The sequence below is a fragment of the Janthinobacterium sp. 1_2014MBL_MicDiv genome, assembly GCF_001865675.1.
Taxonomy (GTDB): Bacteria; Pseudomonadota; Gammaproteobacteria; order Burkholderiales; family Burkholderiaceae_D; genus Janthinobacterium.
Genome location: NZ_CP011319.1, coordinates 2,270,206 through 2,288,252, shown reverse-complemented (window position 1 = coordinate 2,288,252; position 18,047 = coordinate 2,270,206). Strand labels below are relative to the sequence as shown.

Genomic DNA, 18,047 nt, shown 5'->3' with positions numbered 1-18,047 from the left:
TGGCTAGGGCTTGGCCGGCGCCTCGTAGTGCAGCTTGAGCACCAGGCCGTTGTGGTCGTCGGCCAGGTAGATGTCGCCATCCTGGCCCTGCTTCACGTCCACGGGGGCGCCGCGGCCCTGCTTGCCCTTGCGCTCCCAGTTGCCGATCAACTCGACGGACTTGCCCAGCGGCGCGCCGGCCTTATCCGGCAGCAAGGCCACCAGGCGGTGGCCGTTGCTGCGGTAGCCGTGGTAGCCGATGATCAGGCTGTTTTTATACAGCTCGGGGAAGCGGCTGGCCGTATAGAACGTCATGCCCAGCGGTGCCGCGTGGCCCGGCAGCAAGCGCTGCGGCGCCGCATACTGGGCGGCGCAGGCCGTCTTCGGGTATTCCGGGCTGGCCACATTATCGTCGTAGCAATAGGGCCAGCCATAATGCCGGTCGGCCTTGATCAGGTTCAATTCCTCGTGCGGCAGGTTTTCATCGCTTTTCAGCTGCGGCATGGCGGCCTGGATGGCGTCGCGCGCGTTTTCCGCCTGCCACAGTTCGCCCGTGGCCGGGTGGAAGGCCAGCGCCATCGAATTGCGCAAGCCGCGCGCATGCGTGCGCCAGCTCGTCACGCTGCCGGCCGGCCAGGCCATCTTGTATTCGCGGATGGCGCCCAGCGCCTGCTCGCCTTCGGCCGAGGGACAGGCCTTTGCCGGATCGGGCGCCTTGCCATCCGCGCCTTCGCAATGGTCGGTGCTGGAACCCACGTTCACGTACAGGTCGCCCTGCGCGCTGAAGCGCATGTTCGTCAGCAAATGCAGGCCCAGGCCCGGCAAGCCCGGCGTCCTGGCCGTGCCGCCGATGACGTCGGTGATGGCGCGGGTCGGGTCGCGCAAGTCGAAACGGAAGATGCGGCCCACCACGCCCACGTACACCATGCCATCCGGTCCCTGCACGATGCCGTTCGGGCGGTCCAGCTTGTCAAGCAGCAACTTGCGTTCATAGCCGGGGCCAGCCGCCTTGCGCTGCAACAGCCATAATTTGCCCTGCTTGGGTGTCCAGCCCGCCATGTCCGTGACGAGGATGTCGCCATTCGTCAGCGGCAGCACGCCACGGGGAAATTTCAGGCCGTCTGCCAGCACGGCCACGCAAAAGCCGGGCGGCGTGGCGACGTCGAGGCGCGGCAAGCCGTCGCACTGGGCGCCGGCCGCCGCCATGGCGGGCGCCAACGCGCCGGAAAGGCAGGCTGCCAGGGCGCCCGCGCGCATTTTCTTGTTCATGGTCTCATTCCATCAGGGGTAATCGGGGCATCGCGGCGCGCGCGTTGGCGCTGGTCTCGGCCGCCACTTGCGCAATATCCAGGCCGCGCAGTTCGGCCAGCACGGCGCCGATGCGCGGCAATTCTTCGGGGCTGTTGCGGCCCGGATGCAGCCAGCTGGGGGAAATGTCGGGCGCATCCGTCTCCAGCACGATGGCGTCGAGCGGCAAGTCGGCGGCCAGGCGGCGTATCTGCAGCGCGCGCGTAAACGTCATGGCGCCGCCGAAACCGAGCTTGAAACCCAGATCGATATAGCCCTGCGCCTGCTGGAAGCTGCCGTTGAACGCATGCGCGATGCCGCCGTTCGGGCGGATCTGGCGCGCGTGCTTGAGGACGATGTCCTGCGAGCGCCGCACGTGGGTCAGCACGGGCAAGTCGAAATCGCGGGCGATTTTCAGCTGTTCGCGCAGGAAGTGCTCCTGCTTGAGGCGCATGGCCGGCTCGCACAGCATGGGCAGGAAGAAATCGAGGCCGATCTCGCCGATGGCGACAAAGCGCGGATCGGCCATGGCCAGCTCCACGACGGCGCGCAGGGCCGACAAATCGTCTTCCGTGGCATGCGGCACGTAGATCGGGTGGATGCCGAGCGCATAGCAGGCGTTGGGCGCCGCATGGGCCAGGCCACGCACGATGGCGAAATTGGCCCGTTCGACGGCCGGCAGGACGATCATCGCCACGCCTTGAGCGCCCGCGCGCGCCGCCACCTGCAGCGATTCATCGCCGAATTCATGCGCGTCGAGGTGGCAGTGCGTGTCGATCCACAGCATGGCGGCTCCTTAGTATTGGTACGGCTGCAGCCCTTCGTCCGTCAGGCGCAGCACGCGGTCGCAGCGCTTGGCCAGTTCGATATCGTGCGTGACGATGACGAAGGCCGTGCCCAGGGTGCGCGACAGTTCCAGCATCAGGTCGAAAATCTGTTCGGCCGTGGCGTGATCGAGGTTGCCCGTCGGCTCATCGGCCAGCACGCAGGCCGGCTGCGTGACGAGCGCGCGCGCCAGTGCCACGCGCTGGCGTTCGCCGCCGGACAGCTCGCCCGGCGTGTGCGTCACGCGCTTGGCCAGGTTGACGCGCGCGAGGATCTGCTGCGCCAGGTCGGTGGCGGGCGCGCGCTGCATGCGCCGTATCATCAGCGGCATGGCGACGTTGTCCAGCGCGGAAAACTCGGGCAGCAAGTGGTGGAACTGGTAGACGAAGCCCAGCGAGGCGTTGCGCAGGTCGCCGCGCGCCTTTTCGCTGAGGGTGGCGAAATCCCTGCCCAGCAGGCTCACCTTGCCGCTGGTCGGCGTATCGAGGCCGCCCAGCAGGTGCAGCAGGGTCGATTTGCCCGAGCCCGAGGCGCCGACGATGGCCACTCTTTCGCCGCGATGGATGTCGATGTCGATGCCGGCCAGCACCTGTACCTTGTAGCTGCCCTGCGTGAACGTCTTGCCGAGGCCACGGCAGGAAAGGACGGCAGTATCAGCGGAAGCGCCGTTGGAGGCAGGTTTATTCAGATCGGTCATGGTCGTAGTCAGTGGGTTATTCATAGCGCAGGGCTTCCGCAGGTTTCACGCGCGCGGCCCACCAGCTTGGGTACAGGGTCGCCAAAAAGGCCAGGATCACGGCCAGCACGCCAATCTTGCTGACGTCGGGCCAGCGCAGGTCGGACGGCACGGTGCTGATGAAATAGATATCTTTCGACAGGAACTGCACGCCCAGCAGGTGTTCGATGAAGGGCACGATGACGTCGATGTTCAGCGCCACCAGCACGCCGCCGCCCACGCCCAGCAGCGTGCCCAGGATGCCCACCAGCGCGCCCTGGATCATGAAGATCTTCATGATGGACGCCGGCGAAGCGCCCAGGGTGCGCAGGATGGCGATATCGGCCTGCTTGTCCGTCACCGTCATCACCAGCGTCGAGACCAGGTTGAAGGCGGCCACCGCGATGATCAGGGTCAGGATGATGAACATCATGCGCTTTTCCGTCTGCACGGCGGCGAACCAGTTGGCGTTCAGCTTCGACCAGTCGCGCAGCCACAGGTCGCCCGGCATGGTTTTCTTCAGCTCTTGCGCCACTTGCGGCGCCTGGTTCATGTCGGCCAGGCGCAGGCGCAGGCCGGACGGGCCGTCGAGGCGCAACAGGCGCTGGCCGTCTTCGATATTGATGAAGGCCAGGCCGGCGTCGAATTCATTGTGGCCGGCCTGGAAGATGCCGCTGACGGTGAAGCTGCGCATGCGCGGCAGCACGCCGGCCGGCGTGACCTGGCCCTGGGCCAGCATCAGGGTGACCTTGTCGCCCAGGTTGACGCGCAGTGCGCGCGCCAGCTCGATGCCCAGCACGATATTGAAGGTGCCCGGCTGCAGGGCCTTGAAGCTGCCCATGCGCGTCTGGCCGGCGATGTCGGAGACGTTCGGCTCTTCCTCGGGCAGCACGCCGCGCACGATGGCGGGGCGCAGCGCGTCGTCGCGCAGCAGCATGCCCTGCGTTTCGACGAACGGCGCGGCGCCCCTGACGGCCGGATTCTTGAAGGCCTGCGCCTTCTCGGCGCGCCAGTCCGGCATGCTGCCGCTGTTGTCGAACACTTCCACGTGGGCCAGCACGGACAGCATGCGGTCCGTCACTTCCTTCTGGAAGCCATTCATGACGGACAGCACGACGATCAGCGCGGCCACGCCCAGGCCGATGCCGGCCATGGAAATGAGCGAGATGAAGGAGATGAAGCTGTTGCGGCCACTGCGCTTGCCGGCCCGCGTGTAGCGCAGGCCGACCAGCCATTCGAAAGGCAAATTCTTGAAAATACTCATTGTTCCGGCGGTCTTTATCGTTTCAGGTTTCGTTTCAGCTTGCAAACGGCGGCGATCATTCGTAGCGCAGCGCCTCGGCGGGTTTCACGCGGGCGGCGCGCCAGCTCGGGTAGATGGTGGCGACCAGCGCCAGGCCAAAGGCGATCAGGCCGATCTGCGCCACGTCAAACCAGTGCACATCGGACGGCACGGCGCTGATCTGGTACACCTCTTTCGAGATGAAATGCAGGCCGAAGATGCCTTCGATGAAAGGCACGATCACGCCCACGTTCAGCGCCAGCACGACGCCGCCGATCACGCCCAGGGCGCTGCCCAGCAAGCCCACCAGCGCGCCCTGGATCATGAAGATCTTCATGATGGAGAACGGCGAAGCGCCCAGGGTGCGCAGAATGGCGATATCGGCCTGCTTGTCGGTGACCGACATGACCAGGGTCGAGACGAGGTTGAACGCGGCCACGGCGATGATCATGCTGAGGATGATGAACATCATGTTCTTCTGGCTTTGCACCAGCGCATACCAGCTGGCACTGGCGCGCGACCAGTCGCGCATCCACAGCTGGCCCGGCATCGAGGCCTTCAGTTCGCGCGCCACCTGGGGCGCCTGGTTCATGTCGTGCAGGCGCAGGCGCAGGCCGGACGGGCCATCGAGCTGCAGCAGCTGCTCGGCGTCCTGCATGTTGACGAACGCCAGGCTGCCATCGAGTTCGTTATGGCCCGCTTCGAAGATGCCAGACACCTTCAGCGCGCGCATGCGCGGCATGACCAGGCCATTGGCCGGATCGCCCGCCCTCGGCTCGCGTTCCAGCATCAGGGTGACGTTCTGGCCCACCTGCACGCCCAGCGCCTTGGCCAGGTCGATGCCCAGCACGATATGGTAGGAACCGGGGGTCAGCTCCTGGAAACTGCCCTGCTTCATCTGCGCGGCCACGCTGGAAACGGTGGCTTCCTGCTGCGGCAGCACGCCGCGCACGACGGACGGGCGCATGGTTTCGTCATTGAGCAGCATGCCCTGGGTTTCCACGAAGGGCGCCACGGCCTTGACTTGCGGGTTGGCGTAGGCGGCGCGCTCCTGCGCCTGCCAGTTCGGCATGGAGCCGCTCGTGTCGAACACCTCCACGTGCGCCAGCACCGACATCAGGCGGTCGGTGACTTCCTTCTGGAAGCCGTTCATGACGGAAAGGACGACGATCAGGGCGGCCACGCCCAGGCCGATGCCGGCCACGGAAATGAGGGAGATGAAGGAAATGAAGCTGTTGCGGCCGCTGCGTTTCCCGGCGCGCGTATAGCGCACGCCGACCTGCCACTCAAAAGGAAATTGTTTGATGATGCTCATGCGCTCCCGCGACAACGATGATATGCGAGCGCGCAGTGTGCCACACAATGGCCATTTCATGCATGAAACTGTGCGTGAAACAGCGCACGCTGGCGCCAAATCCGGCGCCAGCGCCCTATTGCGCCAGTCCGAACACCTGCAGCAACTGTCCCGCCAGCGCGTACTGGCGCATCTGCGCCAGGGTCAGGCGGTGCTGCTGGTCGATCCGGCGCTGCTGTATCGTGAAGTAGCTGTCGCGCGTCTGGATGACCTGCTGCAGGTTGCGCCGGCCCGCCTCGTACTGGATGGTGCCGCCGCGCACGACAAACGCCATTTTGCGTTCCTGCTCGTCGAGCAGGGCCAGGGTGCGCTGCGCATTGGCGATACGCGGCAGCATGCTGGCCAGGTCGGCGCGCGTGCCCTGCTCGGCGCGCGCCACGTCCGCCTCGGCCGCCTGGGCGCGGCTGATGCTCTCGTCGCGCTGCGCCAGGTTGCCGCCGCCGAGCGGGAATTCCCAGCTGACGCCCACCGACCAGCCGCGCTGCTGGATCGTCGACGGCGGCGGCGTCGTCTTGTTATTCAGCAGATGGCTGACATCGAGGTCGATTTTCGGCGCCAGGGTGGCCGCCACGCTGCGCACGCGCAGCTGGGCCGCCGCCGCCCGCTCGCGCGCGGCGCGCAATTGCGCCTGCTGCGCGTCGGCGTCCTCCAGCGCCCGCGCCGGCAGCGGCGCAAAGACAAAATCGGCAAACTGCGCCACCGGCTCGAAGGCCAGCGCCTCGAGCTTGATCTGCGCGGCCAGGCGGTCCGTCAGCAAGCCGTCGTGCACCAGTTCCGCGTCCAGCTGCGAGCTTTGCGCCAGCTCGCGGTCCACTTCCGACGATTTGCCCAGCTCCGCCTGGCGCGCCACCTGCTTCACCAGCTGCGTCACGTCGCGCAGGCGTTCCTGCGACTGCAGCAGGCTGCGTTCCAGGCGCTGCATGTCGAAATACGCTTCGGCCAGCTTTTCCGCGCTTTCCGCGCGCGCCCGCTCCACGTCGAAGGCGGCGCCCGCCATCTCGCGGTCGGCCGCATCGAGTTCGGCGCGGTCGGCGCCGCCGTTGTACACATTCCAGCGCAGGCTCGCCTCCACTTCGTGGGTGCGCCGTTGCACGTCCAGCGTGCCATCGAGGTCGTTGCTGCGCCCGCGCCTGGCCTGCAGCGCCGCATTCGGGAACAGGCGCGAACGGGCCTGCTTGTAGCGCGCCTCAGTGGTGGCCAGCGCCGCCTGCGCCGCGATGACCTGCGGGTCGCGCGGCACGGCGCGCGCCAGCAGGGCCGGCAAGCCACGCATGGGCGCCGGCTGGACGGACAAGGTGCCGGGCAGCTGGGCCTGCGCTTCCACCACGATGCCGGCGCACGCCAGCATGACAAATATCAGCAAGGCACGCATCAACGCTCCTGCAGGGAAGACTGCAAGCCGCGCAGCACAGGCTTGAACACATATTGCAGCACCGAGCGGCGTCCCGTCAGGATGCCGACGTCGACCGGCATGCCGGGCGTAATCGGCAGCACCTTGCCGTGCGCCGTCAGCTGGCTGCGGTCGGTACTCAGCTGCACCTCGAAATACGGCTCGTTGCGCTCGTCGGGGATGGCGTCGGCGCCCACTCGCACCACCTGCGCCTTCATGCGGCCGTACGTGGTGGCGTCATACGCGAGCACATTCGCCGACGCGCCCTGCCCCACGTGGATGAAGCCGATGTCGGACGGCTTCACCCGCACGGAAATCAGCACCTCGGAATCGGCCGGCACGATTTCCAGGATCGGCTTGCCCGGCTGCGCCACGCCGCCCACGGTGGCCACCAGCACGCGGTTGACGACGCCGTCGACGGGCGCCGTCACGTCGCGCCGGCTGACCTGGTCCTGCTGGCCCTTGACGGTGCTGGCCAGGGCACCGGCCTTGGTCTCGTATTCGCTGCGCTGCGCGCCCCACTGGCCGCGCATGCGCGCTTCCACTTCGCCGGCCTGCGCCTGCGCCTCGGCCAGGGTGGCCACCAGGCGCGGCACGGAGCTGCGCAGGCTGTCGAGTTCCGTGCGCTGCTGCTGCACGCGCTGCTGCGCGTTCAGGTAATCGCCGCGCGAACCGGCCCCCTCCTTGAACAAGCGCTCCTCGATGGACAGGCTTTCCAGCGCCAGCTTCATGCCCGCGTCCAGCTGGGCGATGCGGCTGTGCGCCTCGGCCAGTTCGCCGCGCCGGCGCGTCACGCCTTCGCGCGCGGCCGCCGTGGCCGACGCGAATTCGCGCTGGCCGTCGCGCCACAACTGGGTTTCCTTGGCGATCAGCTCGGGCGCCTCGCGCTGCCATTCCGGCGCGAACCGGGGCGTGCCGCCCGTCAGCAGCGCGTCCAGGCGCGCCCTGCCGGCCAGCGCGGCCAGGCGGTTCTGCAGGCTGGCGCCCAGGTTGGCGTCGTACTGCGCCGTATCGAGGCGCAGCAGCAAGTCGCCGCGGCGCACCTGCTGGCCCGGTTTCACCAGCATTTCGCGCACGATGCCGCCTTCCAGGCTTTGCACTTCCTGCAGATGCGACGGCGGCGTGATGGCGCCGCGGCCATTCACGGAGACGTCAAGCTGGGCGAACGTGGCCCATGCCAGGGTCAGCACGAGCAGCACGGCCGTCAGGGCCAGCATGCGGATGATGATGCGGCGCGGCTCGCGTTCCGGGTCCGGGTGCGCCTGCGGCAGCGGACGGGCATTCAGGGCGCTCATACCGGTGCTCCCGTCGTGGTGGCAACGGCGGCAGGCCTGGCGGCCTGGTTCTGAGCCGGGCTTTGTCCACTACTTTGTCCATTGCTTTGCCCATTGATCACGCGCAGGACTTCATCGCGCGGGCCATCGGCCACGATGCGCCCCTTGTCGAAGACGATCAGCCGGTCCACCAGCGCCAGCATCGCCATGCGGTGCGTGACGAGCACGATGGTGGTGTCCTGCAAGGTGCGCAGGCGGGCGATCAGACGCTGCTCGGTGGCAGGATCGAACATGCTGCTCGGCTCATCGAGCAGCAGCATCGGCGGTTTCGCCAGCAGGGCGCGGGCCATGGCCACGGCCTGGCGCTGGCCGCCGGACAGGCGCTCGCCCCGCTCGCCCACTTCCGTCGCCACGCCATTGGGCAGCTGGGTGATGATGTCGTCCAGGCAGGCGAGGCGGATGGCGTCGAGCAGGCCGGCGTCGTCCGCCTGGCTGCGGCCCAGTTCGATGTTTTCGCGCAGGGTGCCATGGAACAGGGTCACGTCCTGCGGCACGTAGCCGATCTGGCGGCGCAGACTCAGGGGTTCCAGCTGGGTGCTGGCGAGGTCGTCGAACAGCACGCTGCCGCTTTGCGGGCCATACTGGTTCAGCAGCAGTCGCAGCAAGGTGCTCTTGCCGGAACCGAGCTTGCCGATCACGCCCACCCGTTCGCCGGGACGGATTTGCAGATTCAGTTTATCGAGCAGCGGCGGCGAGTTCGGGTAGGCGAAGCCCACCTCGCGGAACTCGATGCGCCCGGACAGCGGCGGCGCCTGCAGGCTGGCCGCATCGTCGTCGGTGGGCGCTTCCATGATCTTGTTGAGCGCCTCGTACGACAGCTTGGTCTGCTCCCAGCGCATGATCAGGCCGGCGATCTGGCTCACGGGCGCCAGCGCGCGCCCCGTCAGCATGCTGACGGCGATGATCTGGCCCAGGGTCAGCAGGTGTTCGCCCATCAGCAGCGCGCCGACGGCCACCACGGCCACGCCGGACAGGGCCAGCACGGCCGTGTTGATGTAGTTGACCCGGCTGACGATTTCGCGCGTCTCGACGCTGTTGGCGGCGATGGCCACCGTCAGGCTTTCCCATTTGCGGCGGCTCCACGCCTCGGCGCCCAGCGCCTTGATGGTGTCGAGGCCATTCATGGTTTCAAACAGGTGCGCCGTGCGCTGGCCGCTCTCCTGCATCGAGGCGGCCACGTGGCGCGCCAGCGCCGCGCGCGAGGCGAAGGCCACCAGCAGCAGAATCGGGATGGCGGCCAGGGGCACCAGCACCAGCCAGCCGCCGACCAGGGCGATGACCAGCAGGAACAGCAGCAAAAATGGCAAGTCGCCCAGGGTGGTCAGGGTGGTCGAGGCGAAGAATTCGCGCACCGATTCGAAATCGCGCACGGTATTGGCCAGGGCGCCGCCCGAGGCGGGCCGGCTGGCCGCGCGCAGGCGCAGGCACTGGGCGAAGATATTCGACGACAGGGCCACGTCCATGCGCCGCGACGCCGTTTCCACCAGCTCGCCGCGCAGCAATCGCATGGCCAGCTCGAAGCCCGTCAGCGCCACCACGGCAACGGTCAGCACCCACAGGCTGGACGTGGCGTTGTTGGGGATCACGCGGTCGTAGACGGCCATCGCGTAGAACGGCACCAGCGCGCTGATGACATTCAAAACCAGCGTGCCCAGCAAGGCCCAGCGGAAGACCCAGCGGTTGCGGTTGAAGACGTCCCAGAACCAGCGCCCCGCCGCCGGCATGTTGTAGAGCAGGCTGCGCTGGTCGAAAAACATCACCGGGCGCACGGCCACCCAGCGCCCGTCCGGCACTTCCTGCGCCAGCGTCGCCGCATCGAGCCAGGAAGTGCCGGCGATGCCCGGCACATGGCATTCATATTTTTCATTGGCGATGCCCAGCACCACCAGCGCCTGGCCGGCGCCATTCACCAGCAAGGCCGGCATTTCCGTGGCGCGGCGCGGCTTGTCCATCGGCAGCGGCGTGCCGGCCAGGCTGGCATGGCTGAGCGCCTGCTCGAGAAAATCGGCGGCGGCCGGATCGCCATGCGCGGTCACGCTGGCGCGCAGGCGCTCGGCTTGCACGCCGGTGCCAAGAAAGCGGGCCAGGAAGACGATGGCGTCGGCAAGCGTGTCGGCACGGGCCGTGGAGGGGGAGGCATCGACGGCGGCGTGCGCGTCAGAAGGTGGCGTCATGAGGAACTCAAGTCCTATCTCAGGCAGTTGCAATAAACAGTAAGAGACTATGGTCACGGTCGCGCTGCGATAACCTGCAGAAACATTGTGCCATAGTAATAACAGCTATTCAGAATGATGTTGTAAAAATGAAAAACTGCGGCGCGTCGTGATGGACGCGCCGCAGCAGAAACTACTAACTCAATACCGCTATTGCCGGTTTACGCGGCGCCGGACTTGCGGCGGCGCGCCATGAAGCCCAGCAAGCCCAGGCCGGCGACCAGCATGGCCCAGGTCTGCGCTTCCGGCACCGGCGACACGGCCAGCAGCGTTTGCGAGGCCGGGTTGACGCTCGTCAAGCTGGTGTAGTTGTACAGATTCTGGATGGCGCCATTGCCCGTCGCCACGCCCAGCATGCTGTTGGCCTGGCTGACGACGGCGTTGCTCAGGTTCTTGAAGCGCAAGTCGCCCGTCAACAGGTTCGTGTTGTCGTTATTCAGTTCCCACAGGGCCAGCTGGAAGGCGGCGGCGCTGTTGGCGCTGGTCGACACATTGGCGATCGAAGACGCGTAATAGCCCTCGTACAGGCGCTTGACGGCATCGCTGGCGGCAAAGGCGCCGCTGCTGTAGCTGTTCGCGCTGTTGCTCACGGCCACATGGGGATCGAGGCAAAAGGCCAGGAAGGTATTGCTGTCGTACTTGACTTCCCACAAGGTCGGCGAGATGGCGTTGCCCGAACCGAAGGCGCCGCCGGCAGCCGTAAACAGGCTGACGCTGTGCGAATCGACGACTTGCAGGTTGGAGGCCGCCAGGGCGCTGCCGCTGGCGAGGGCGAAGGCGGCTGCGGCGATGGCGCCGCGAACGAGCAGGTGCATGGATTGTTTCATGGTGGTTTCCCTATTTCTATTATGTAAGTGTAGAAAGTACGTGTGGAAAGCGCCGGCGCCCCTTGACGGGTGCGCCGGTGCGGCATTGCCGGGCAGGATTACGGCCCGGCAAGGAACATCAGGCAGCCATTTCCTGGGGCTGTGCGGTGGTGTGCGCCATGGCGCGGCGCAACAGGTCGGCCATTTCGCACTGGGCCTGGGCTTCCGCGGCCGGCGCGGCTGGCGCGGCGGCCACCGTGGCGACGGTCGCGTCCTGGCCCAGCGCCGTGTCGAGCGCATGGTCGTCGCGCAGCAGGTCGGCCATGCTCGGCAAGGTGATGCCAGCCTTGGCTGCATCCTTGGCGTCGACGTTGAAATACACGTCCGTCATGTCCACCGTCTTGCCGTCGACCAGGGTGGCGCTGCTGCGCTCCAGGTGCAGGTTGTCGTTGGCGTCGAGGAAAGGCAGTTCCGTGTAAGCCACCGTCAGGCTGGCCACGCCGGCGTCGTGCAGCGACATCAGCTCGCCATCGTCCGTCACGCCATTGCTGTTGGCGTCGCGCCAGATGCGCAATTCGGCAAACTTGTCATCCTTGGCATCGACCACGCCGTCGTGGTTCGAGTCATAGCTGGACAGCTTGGCAAAGCCCGTGCCCTTCTCGTTGCCGCCGAACAACTCGGAGATATTGTCGATCTTGCCATTGCCATTGCTGTCGATGGCCAGCAAGCCATCGTGGGCCGAAACCCAGCCCGACTGGATGGCGCTGCCCGTGCCCAGCAAGTCGAAACTGCCGTGGAAATCGGCGCGGGCGATCGTGTGCACGCCATCGCCGTTCAGGTCGATCACGATAGGCGTGATGGCGGCATCCCAGCTCATGTCGTTCTGGCCCGATGCCAGTTTCAGGATGTCCGTGTACACCACGTTGGCCAGGGTGCCATTGCTGTTGACGTCGGAATCGATGTTGTCATTGCTGCCCACGTTCTTCACGCCCCAGCGCCAGCTGTCCATGGCGTAGCCGGCGTGGTACACGCCCGACTTGTCGAACTTGAGCGAATAGCTGCCCGGATCGAGGTTGCTGAACAGATAGTTGCCGCTGGCATTCGTGTACGTGGTGGCCAGCAAGGCGCCGCTGCCCGAGTACAGCTGCACCTTGATGTTGGCGATGCCCGCCTCGTTGGCGTCCTGCACGCCATCATGGTCGGCGTCGCGCCACACCTTGTCGCCCAGGCTGGCCTTGCGGTAGATGCCCGCATCCCAGCTCATGTCGTTCTGGCCGGCGGCCAGGTTGATCAGGCCGGAACGGCCCGTGCTCGTATCGACGTCGGAATCGGCCGCGTCGCTGCCCACATTGGCCTTGGTGTAATAAAAGCCCGATGGACGGATGACTTCCACCTTGTAGCTGCCGGCGGCCAGCTTGTCGAACAGATAGTTACCGCTGGCATTCGTCGTCGTCGTGGCGATGACCTGGTTGCTGGCATTGAGCAGGTTGACTTTCACGCCCGCCACGCCCAGTTCGCCCGCATCCTGCACGCCGTTGTAGTTATTGTCTTCCCACACGCGGTCGCCGATGGACGCCGTGTTCAGCTTGACGAGGCCCGCATCCCAGTCCAGCTGGGTCTCGCCCGACTTCAAGGTGGCCCAGGTGGTGGTCAGGCCGGTGGCAGGATTGACGTCGGAATCGGTGGCATAGCCGCCGATGTCCGCCTTGGTGAAGCCATAGCCGGCCGGCGGCACGAAGCCCAGGTAATAGTTGCCTGGCACCAGGTTGCTGAACAGATAGTTACCGTTGGCATCCGTGGTGGCGCTGGCCACGACGGCGCCTTGCGCGTTGTACAGGTTGACTTTCACTCCGCCCACGCCCGCCTCGCCCGCATCCTGCGTGCCGTTGCCGTTCGTGTCGCACCAGACGCGGTCGCCGATGGCGGCCGTCTTGTACAGGCCGGCATCGAGGTCCTTGTAGTTCTGGCCGGCGGCCACCGTCACCAGCGAGCTGTTGCCGGCCGCGTTGATGTCGCTGTCGAGCGCATCGTTGCCGCCCGCATCCTTGACCGTGGTCAGATAGCCGGGTGGCGCGACGACGGCGATCGAATACGTGCCCGGATCGACATTGAAGTTGTAGTAGCCGGTGGCGTCGGTGACGGTCGAGCCGATCACGCTGCCCGTCGCGTTTTTCAGCTGCACGGTGACGCCGGCGATGCCCGCTTCGCCCGCATCCTGCACGCCATTGGCGTTGCTGTCATGCCATACCCGGTCGCCCAGGGTGGCTGGCAGGGCCACGATGCCCGCATCCAGCGTGTGGTTGCTGTCGCCCGAGGCCAGCAGCACTTGCGCCGTCTTGCCCGTCAGCGCATTGGCGTCGGAGTCGCGCTGATCGTCGCCGCCCAGGTCCTGGCCCGTGAAGGCGTAGCCGGCAGGCAGGCTGGTCTTGTCGAACTGCACGCTGTAGGCGCCCGGCTTCAAATTCGTAAACAGATAGTTGCCGTTCGCATCCGTGACGAGCGGGCTGCCGACGGCGTTGCCCGCGGCGTCCAGCAAGGTCACTTTCACGCCGGCCACGCCCGCTTCACCGGCGTCTTGCACGCCATTCTTGTTGGTATCGAGCCAGACGCGGTCGCCCAGTTCGGCCGTGCGGTACAGGCCCGCATCGAGGCTCAGATTGGTTTCGCCTGGCGCCAGGGTGACGGGCGCCATCTTGCCGGCCGCATCGATATTGCTGTCCTTGCCCGTGTCGCCACCCTGGTTGGCCGCCGTCGGCACATAGCCGGCCGGCGCCACCACCGTCACCGAATAGGTGCCCGGATTGACGTCGAAGTGGTAGCCGCCGCTGGCGTCCGTGGTGGTGCTGGCGACAACATTGCCGGCCGCATCCTTCAGTTGCACCACGACATTGGCGATGCCCGCCTCGCCCGCATCCTGCACGCCATTGGCGTTCTTGTCTTCCCACACGAAGTCGCCCAGGTGGGCCATCGGCACCTTGAAGGTCAGATAATGGGGCGCCAGGCTCAGGTCTTGCGCGTTGCAGCCTTCCGTGCCGCCATCGTCGCGCACCTTGAAGCCCAGGTCGAAGTCGCCGGCCACGGTCTGGCTCGGCACGAAGACCAGCTGACCCGCGCGGATGGCGTCGATGGAGACTTCCGTGCCCACGGCGACGGCCACGCCGTTGAGCAAGACTTGCCCGGCCGTGGTGGTGTTCGTGATGACGATGGATTTGAAGCCGTTATGCTCGACGTCGTCGTGGAAGCCGAAATCGCTTTCGCTCAGTACCACGCTGCTGCCATCGACCAGGGTGAAGGTCTTGTCGGCCGCGTCGGGGGCGTCATTGACGGGGTCGATGATGACTTGCAGGCTCAGCTGGACGATATCGCCATTGCCCTTGTCGATCGTCACCTGGATGGTCGAGAAGCTGCCGTTGTAGTTGGCGGCCCAGTCGCCGGGACGCACGTACACGGTGTCCGCGTCGAGCATGCCGAACAGCGGCGTATTGACGGTCGACTCCGTATCGTCGGGCAACAGCACGGTGAAATTCTTGATGTTCAGTTCACCTTGCACCGAATAGCCGGCTTGCACCAGCAAGTCGCGGATGTCGAAATTCTTGTTGATGTCTTCGCACACGTGGACCGTGGTCGACAGATTGTAGGTAGTCATGCGGCCTCCTGGCGGTGCGCAACGGTGGCGGCAGGAGTGGCAACGTGGGAGGCCAGGGCGCGATCAGCCTGGCCGTGCAAAGCGGCGAATGTATACATGGGTGGGCTTCCAAGAAAAAGACTTGTTTAAAAAATGAAGCCGGCAGCGTCTTGTATACAGTTTCGAGGGACACAGGAGCCAAACGACGCAACCACACAGCAGGGGGTGATTGTCTTTCTGATATTTAAGTTAGCGCAATTATATCGTCGATATTTGTAAAAGCAAATTGATTTCCACCAATAATGATTAAATTATTATAATTTTGATGTATTTTTGATACTTTTGATATGGCTGCCGCCGCCGATGAAAATGACATGCCCCTACTCCGGCACTGCCCAATCGCCTACAATCTCGGGATGAATCAACTTACCCTCGTCTTGCCTTGCGCCCTGCCCAATGCCGAACTGGCTGCCGACCTGCTCAAGGTCTTGCAGGCGCCCGCGCTGGCGGCGCTCCTGTCGCGCACTTCCAGTTCCAATTTAGAAACATTTGACACCGCCCAGCGCCTGCTGCCGCACGAAGCGTGGCTGGCGCATGCGCTGGGCCTGGCGCCAGCGCCGAATGGCGCGGCGGCGCAGGCAGCCTTTGCCGTGGAGGCGATGCGCGGCTACGGCCTGGCGCCAGCGCCCGGCGCGCGCTATTTCCTGCTGCACCCGGCCCACCTGGCCATCGCCCGCAGCCATATCAGCCTGGAAGACCTGCGCCAGCTCAAGTTGAGCGAAGAGGACGGCCGCGCCCTGTTCGATACGGCGCGCCCGTATTTCGACGAGATCGGCCAGCCGCTGGCGTATGGCGACGCCGGCACCTGGTTCATGCGCGCCGATGGCTGGTCCGACCTGCAATGTGCGTCGCCGGACGGCGCCTCCACGCAAGACCTGTCCGTCTGGATGCCGGAAGGCGAGCACGCACGCGCCGCGCGCCGCCTGCAAAACGAAGTGCAGATGCTGTGGCATGAACACCCGGTCAATGCGGCGCGCGAAGAGCGCGGCTTGAAAGCCATCAATTCCTTCTGGGTCTGGGGCGCCGGCCTGGCGACGGCGCAGCGTCCGCCGTGCGCGGCCAGCCTGCATACGGCGGACGCGCCAGGCTGGCTGGCGGCGCTGGCGGAACCGGCGCAGCGCCATGCCAGTCCAAACAGTGTACTGGCGGGCAAGCAGGACGCGCTCGTCGTGCTGGGCGGGCTGATCGAACCGGCCCAGGCACAGGAATGGGGCCTGTGGCTGCAGCAATTGCAGGCGCTCGAAGCACACTGGTTCGCGCCGCTGCTGGCGGCCCTCAAAGATGGCCGCCTGGGGCGCCTGCGCCTGGTGCTGAGCCACCGCGACGCCTGGCTGGACGTCACCACCGGCAAGCATGCGCAGCGCAAATTCTGGCGCGCGCCCACCCTGAACAAGTTGAAAGCATCATGACCCGTACCCGCATCGCCACCCGTCCCTGCCCTTACCGCGAATCCGAACTGCTGCGCCAGGGTGGCATCCATCCCGTGCTGGCCCGGCTGTATGCTTCGCGCGGCCTGTCCGACGCGGCAGAACTGTCGAGCGAACTGGCGGCCCTGATGCCGCCGTCCGGCTTGCTGCACATCGGCGCTGCCGGCGTCTTCCTGGCCGATGCCATTGCCGCCAAGAAACGCATGGTCATCGTCGCCGACTATGATTGCGACGGCGCCACCGCCTGCGCCGTCGCCTTGCGCGGCTTGCGCGCCATGGGCGCCGATGTCGATTTCATCGTGCCCAACCGTTTTGAGTACGGCTATGGCCTGACGCCGGAAATCGTCGAGCTGACGGCGCGCGAAAAGTCGCCCGACATCATCATCACCGTCGACAACGGCATCGCCAGCATCGACGGCGTGGCCGAGGCAAACCGGCGCGGCATCCAGGTCGTCGTCACCGACCACCATTTGCCGGCCGACACCCTGCCCGACGCGGCCGTCATCGTCAACCCGAACCAGCCGGCCTGCGGTTTTCCATCGAAGCACCTGGCCGGCGTGGGCGTCGTGTTCTACGTCTTGCTGGCCCTGCGCGCGGAAATGCGCCGGCGCGGCATTTTCGATGCGCAAACGCAACCCAAGCTCGATAACCTGCTCGACCTCGTGGCGCTGGGCACGGTAGCCGACGTCGTGCGCCTCGATACGAACAACCGCATCCTCGTCGCGCAAGGCCTCAAGCGCATGCGCAAGGGCAATATGCACGCGGGCGTGGCCGCCCTGTTCCGCGTGGCGGGCCGCGAAGCGCGCAGCGCCACGCCGTTCGACCTGGGCTTTGCGCTGGGACCGCGCCTGAACGCGGCCGGGCGCCTGCAGGACATGTCGCTGGGCATCGAATGCCTGATCACGGACGACGAAGGCCGCGCCTGGGCGCTGGCGCAGCAATTGAACGACATCAACCTGAAACGCCGTGAAATCGAGGCGGAAATGCAGGATACGGCCCTGCTCCACCTCGATGACTTCGAGCCGGCCGCCAGCAGCACCATCAGCGTGTTCGACGAGTCGTGGCACCAGGGCGTGATCGGTATCGTCGCATCGCGCCTGAAGGAAAAATTCTACCGCCCGACCATCACGTTCGCGCCGGGTGCCGACGGCTGGATCAAGGGCTCGGGCCGCTCGATCCCCGGCTTTCACCTGCGCGACGCGCTCGACCTCGTGTCGAAACGGGCGCCGAGCCTGATCGACAAGTTCGGCGGCCACGCCATGGCGGCGGGCCTGACCATCCGCGCCGACGCCTTCGACGCATTTTCCAAGGCCTTCGAAGCCGTGGGCCAGGCCTGGCTCAGCCAGCAGCAGCTCGAGCGCGTGGTGGAAACGGACGGCCCGCTGGAAGACGCCTACTACACGACGGCCTTCATCGAGCTGATGGATGGGCAAGTGTGGGGCCAGGGCTTCGCCCCGCCCGTCTTCTGCGACGAATTCCGCGTCGTCAGCCAGCGCATCCTGAAGGAGCGCCATTTGAAGTTGCTGCTGGAAAAGAACGGCGTGCGCTTCGACGCCATCTGGTTCGGCCACACGGACGCCCTCGGCGAACGCACGCGCGTCGCCTTCCGCCTCGATGCGAATGAATACAATGGCACGACCAAGGTGCAACTGATGGTGGAGCATGCGGAGCCTGCCTGATGACCTTGCTAGTCTTATTGCTCCACCTCAATGCTGCGGCGAATAGCTAACATTTCCCCTAAGTAATGGCG

At 65.9% G+C, this 18,047-nt stretch carries 12 protein-coding genes; 2 read left to right on the top strand and 10 right to left on the bottom strand.

Annotated features, from left to right (window positions below; genetic code table 11):
- Positions 1–3 precede the first annotated feature (3 nt).
- The 10 genes from YQ44_RS10045 to YQ44_RS10000 form a co-directional block, all read right to left on the bottom strand.
- Positions 4–1,248, bottom strand: coding sequence for a PQQ-dependent sugar dehydrogenase (locus tag YQ44_RS10045; protein WP_071323255.1), 1,245 nt, complete (start codon positions 1,246–1,248; stop codon positions 4–6).
- Positions 1,249–1,252: 4 nt separating this feature from the next.
- On the bottom strand, positions 1,253–2,050 hold the full coding sequence (locus tag YQ44_RS10040) for a TatD family hydrolase (RefSeq protein ID WP_071326382.1): 798 nt from the start codon (positions 2,048–2,050) through the stop codon (positions 1,253–1,255).
- Positions 2,051–2,062: 12 nt separating this feature from the next.
- Positions 2,063–2,788, bottom strand: coding sequence for a lipoprotein-releasing ABC transporter ATP-binding protein LolD (lolD, locus tag YQ44_RS10035; RefSeq protein ID WP_071323254.1), 726 nt, complete (start codon positions 2,786–2,788; stop codon positions 2,063–2,065).
- Positions 2,789–2,804: 16 nt separating this feature from the next.
- Positions 2,805–4,070, bottom strand: coding sequence for a lipoprotein-releasing ABC transporter permease subunit (locus YQ44_RS10030; RefSeq protein WP_071323253.1), 1,266 nt, complete (start codon positions 4,068–4,070; stop codon positions 2,805–2,807).
- Between the two features lie 55 nt (positions 4,071–4,125).
- A complete protein-coding gene (locus YQ44_RS10025; RefSeq protein ID WP_071323252.1) occupies positions 4,126–5,403 on the bottom strand; it encodes a lipoprotein-releasing ABC transporter permease subunit in 1,278 nt (425 codons plus the stop codon).
- Positions 5,404–5,518: 115 nt separating this feature from the next.
- Positions 5,519–6,814: a TolC family protein gene (locus tag YQ44_RS10020; RefSeq protein ID WP_232251232.1), complete on the bottom strand. Its 1,296-nt coding sequence runs from the start codon at positions 6,812–6,814 to the stop codon at positions 5,519–5,521.
- Complete coding sequence (locus tag YQ44_RS10015; RefSeq protein WP_071323251.1) at positions 6,814–8,127, bottom strand: HlyD family type I secretion periplasmic adaptor subunit; 1,314 nt, start codon at positions 8,125–8,127, stop codon at positions 6,814–6,816. The genes YQ44_RS10020 and YQ44_RS10015 overlap by 1 nt, the downstream gene beginning before the upstream one ends.
- Entirely contained in the window at positions 8,124–10,340 is a 2,217-nt protein-coding gene (locus YQ44_RS10010) for a type I secretion system permease/ATPase (protein WP_232251230.1), read from the bottom strand. Before YQ44_RS10010 ends, YQ44_RS10015 begins: the two co-directional genes overlap by 4 nt.
- Positions 10,341–10,540: 200 nt before the next feature.
- A complete protein-coding gene (locus tag YQ44_RS10005; protein ID WP_071323249.1) occupies positions 10,541–11,206 on the bottom strand; it encodes a PEP-CTERM sorting domain-containing protein in 666 nt (221 codons plus the stop codon).
- Between the two features lie 118 nt (positions 11,207–11,324).
- Entirely contained in the window at positions 11,325–14,831 is a 3,507-nt protein-coding gene (locus tag YQ44_RS10000) for an SdrD B-like domain-containing protein (RefSeq protein ID WP_071323248.1), read from the bottom strand.
- A gap of 395 nt (positions 14,832–15,226) precedes the next feature.
- On the opposite strand from YQ44_RS10000, the gene YQ44_RS09995 reads away from it, so the two are divergent.
- Both YQ44_RS09995 and recJ read left to right on the top strand, forming a co-directional pair.
- Positions 15,227–16,279 carry a hypothetical protein gene (locus YQ44_RS09995; protein WP_071326380.1) on the top strand — a complete coding sequence of 351 codons (1,053 nt, stop codon included), beginning with the start codon at positions 15,227–15,229 and terminating at the stop codon, positions 16,277–16,279.
- The gene (gene recJ, locus YQ44_RS09990; RefSeq protein WP_071323247.1) at positions 16,276–17,976 is read left to right on the top strand and encodes a single-stranded-DNA-specific exonuclease RecJ; all 1,701 of its coding nucleotides are present in this window, start codon (positions 16,276–16,278) and stop codon (positions 17,974–17,976) included. The genes YQ44_RS09995 and recJ overlap by 4 nt, the downstream gene beginning before the upstream one ends.
- The last annotated feature ends 71 nt before the right edge of the window (positions 17,977–18,047 follow it).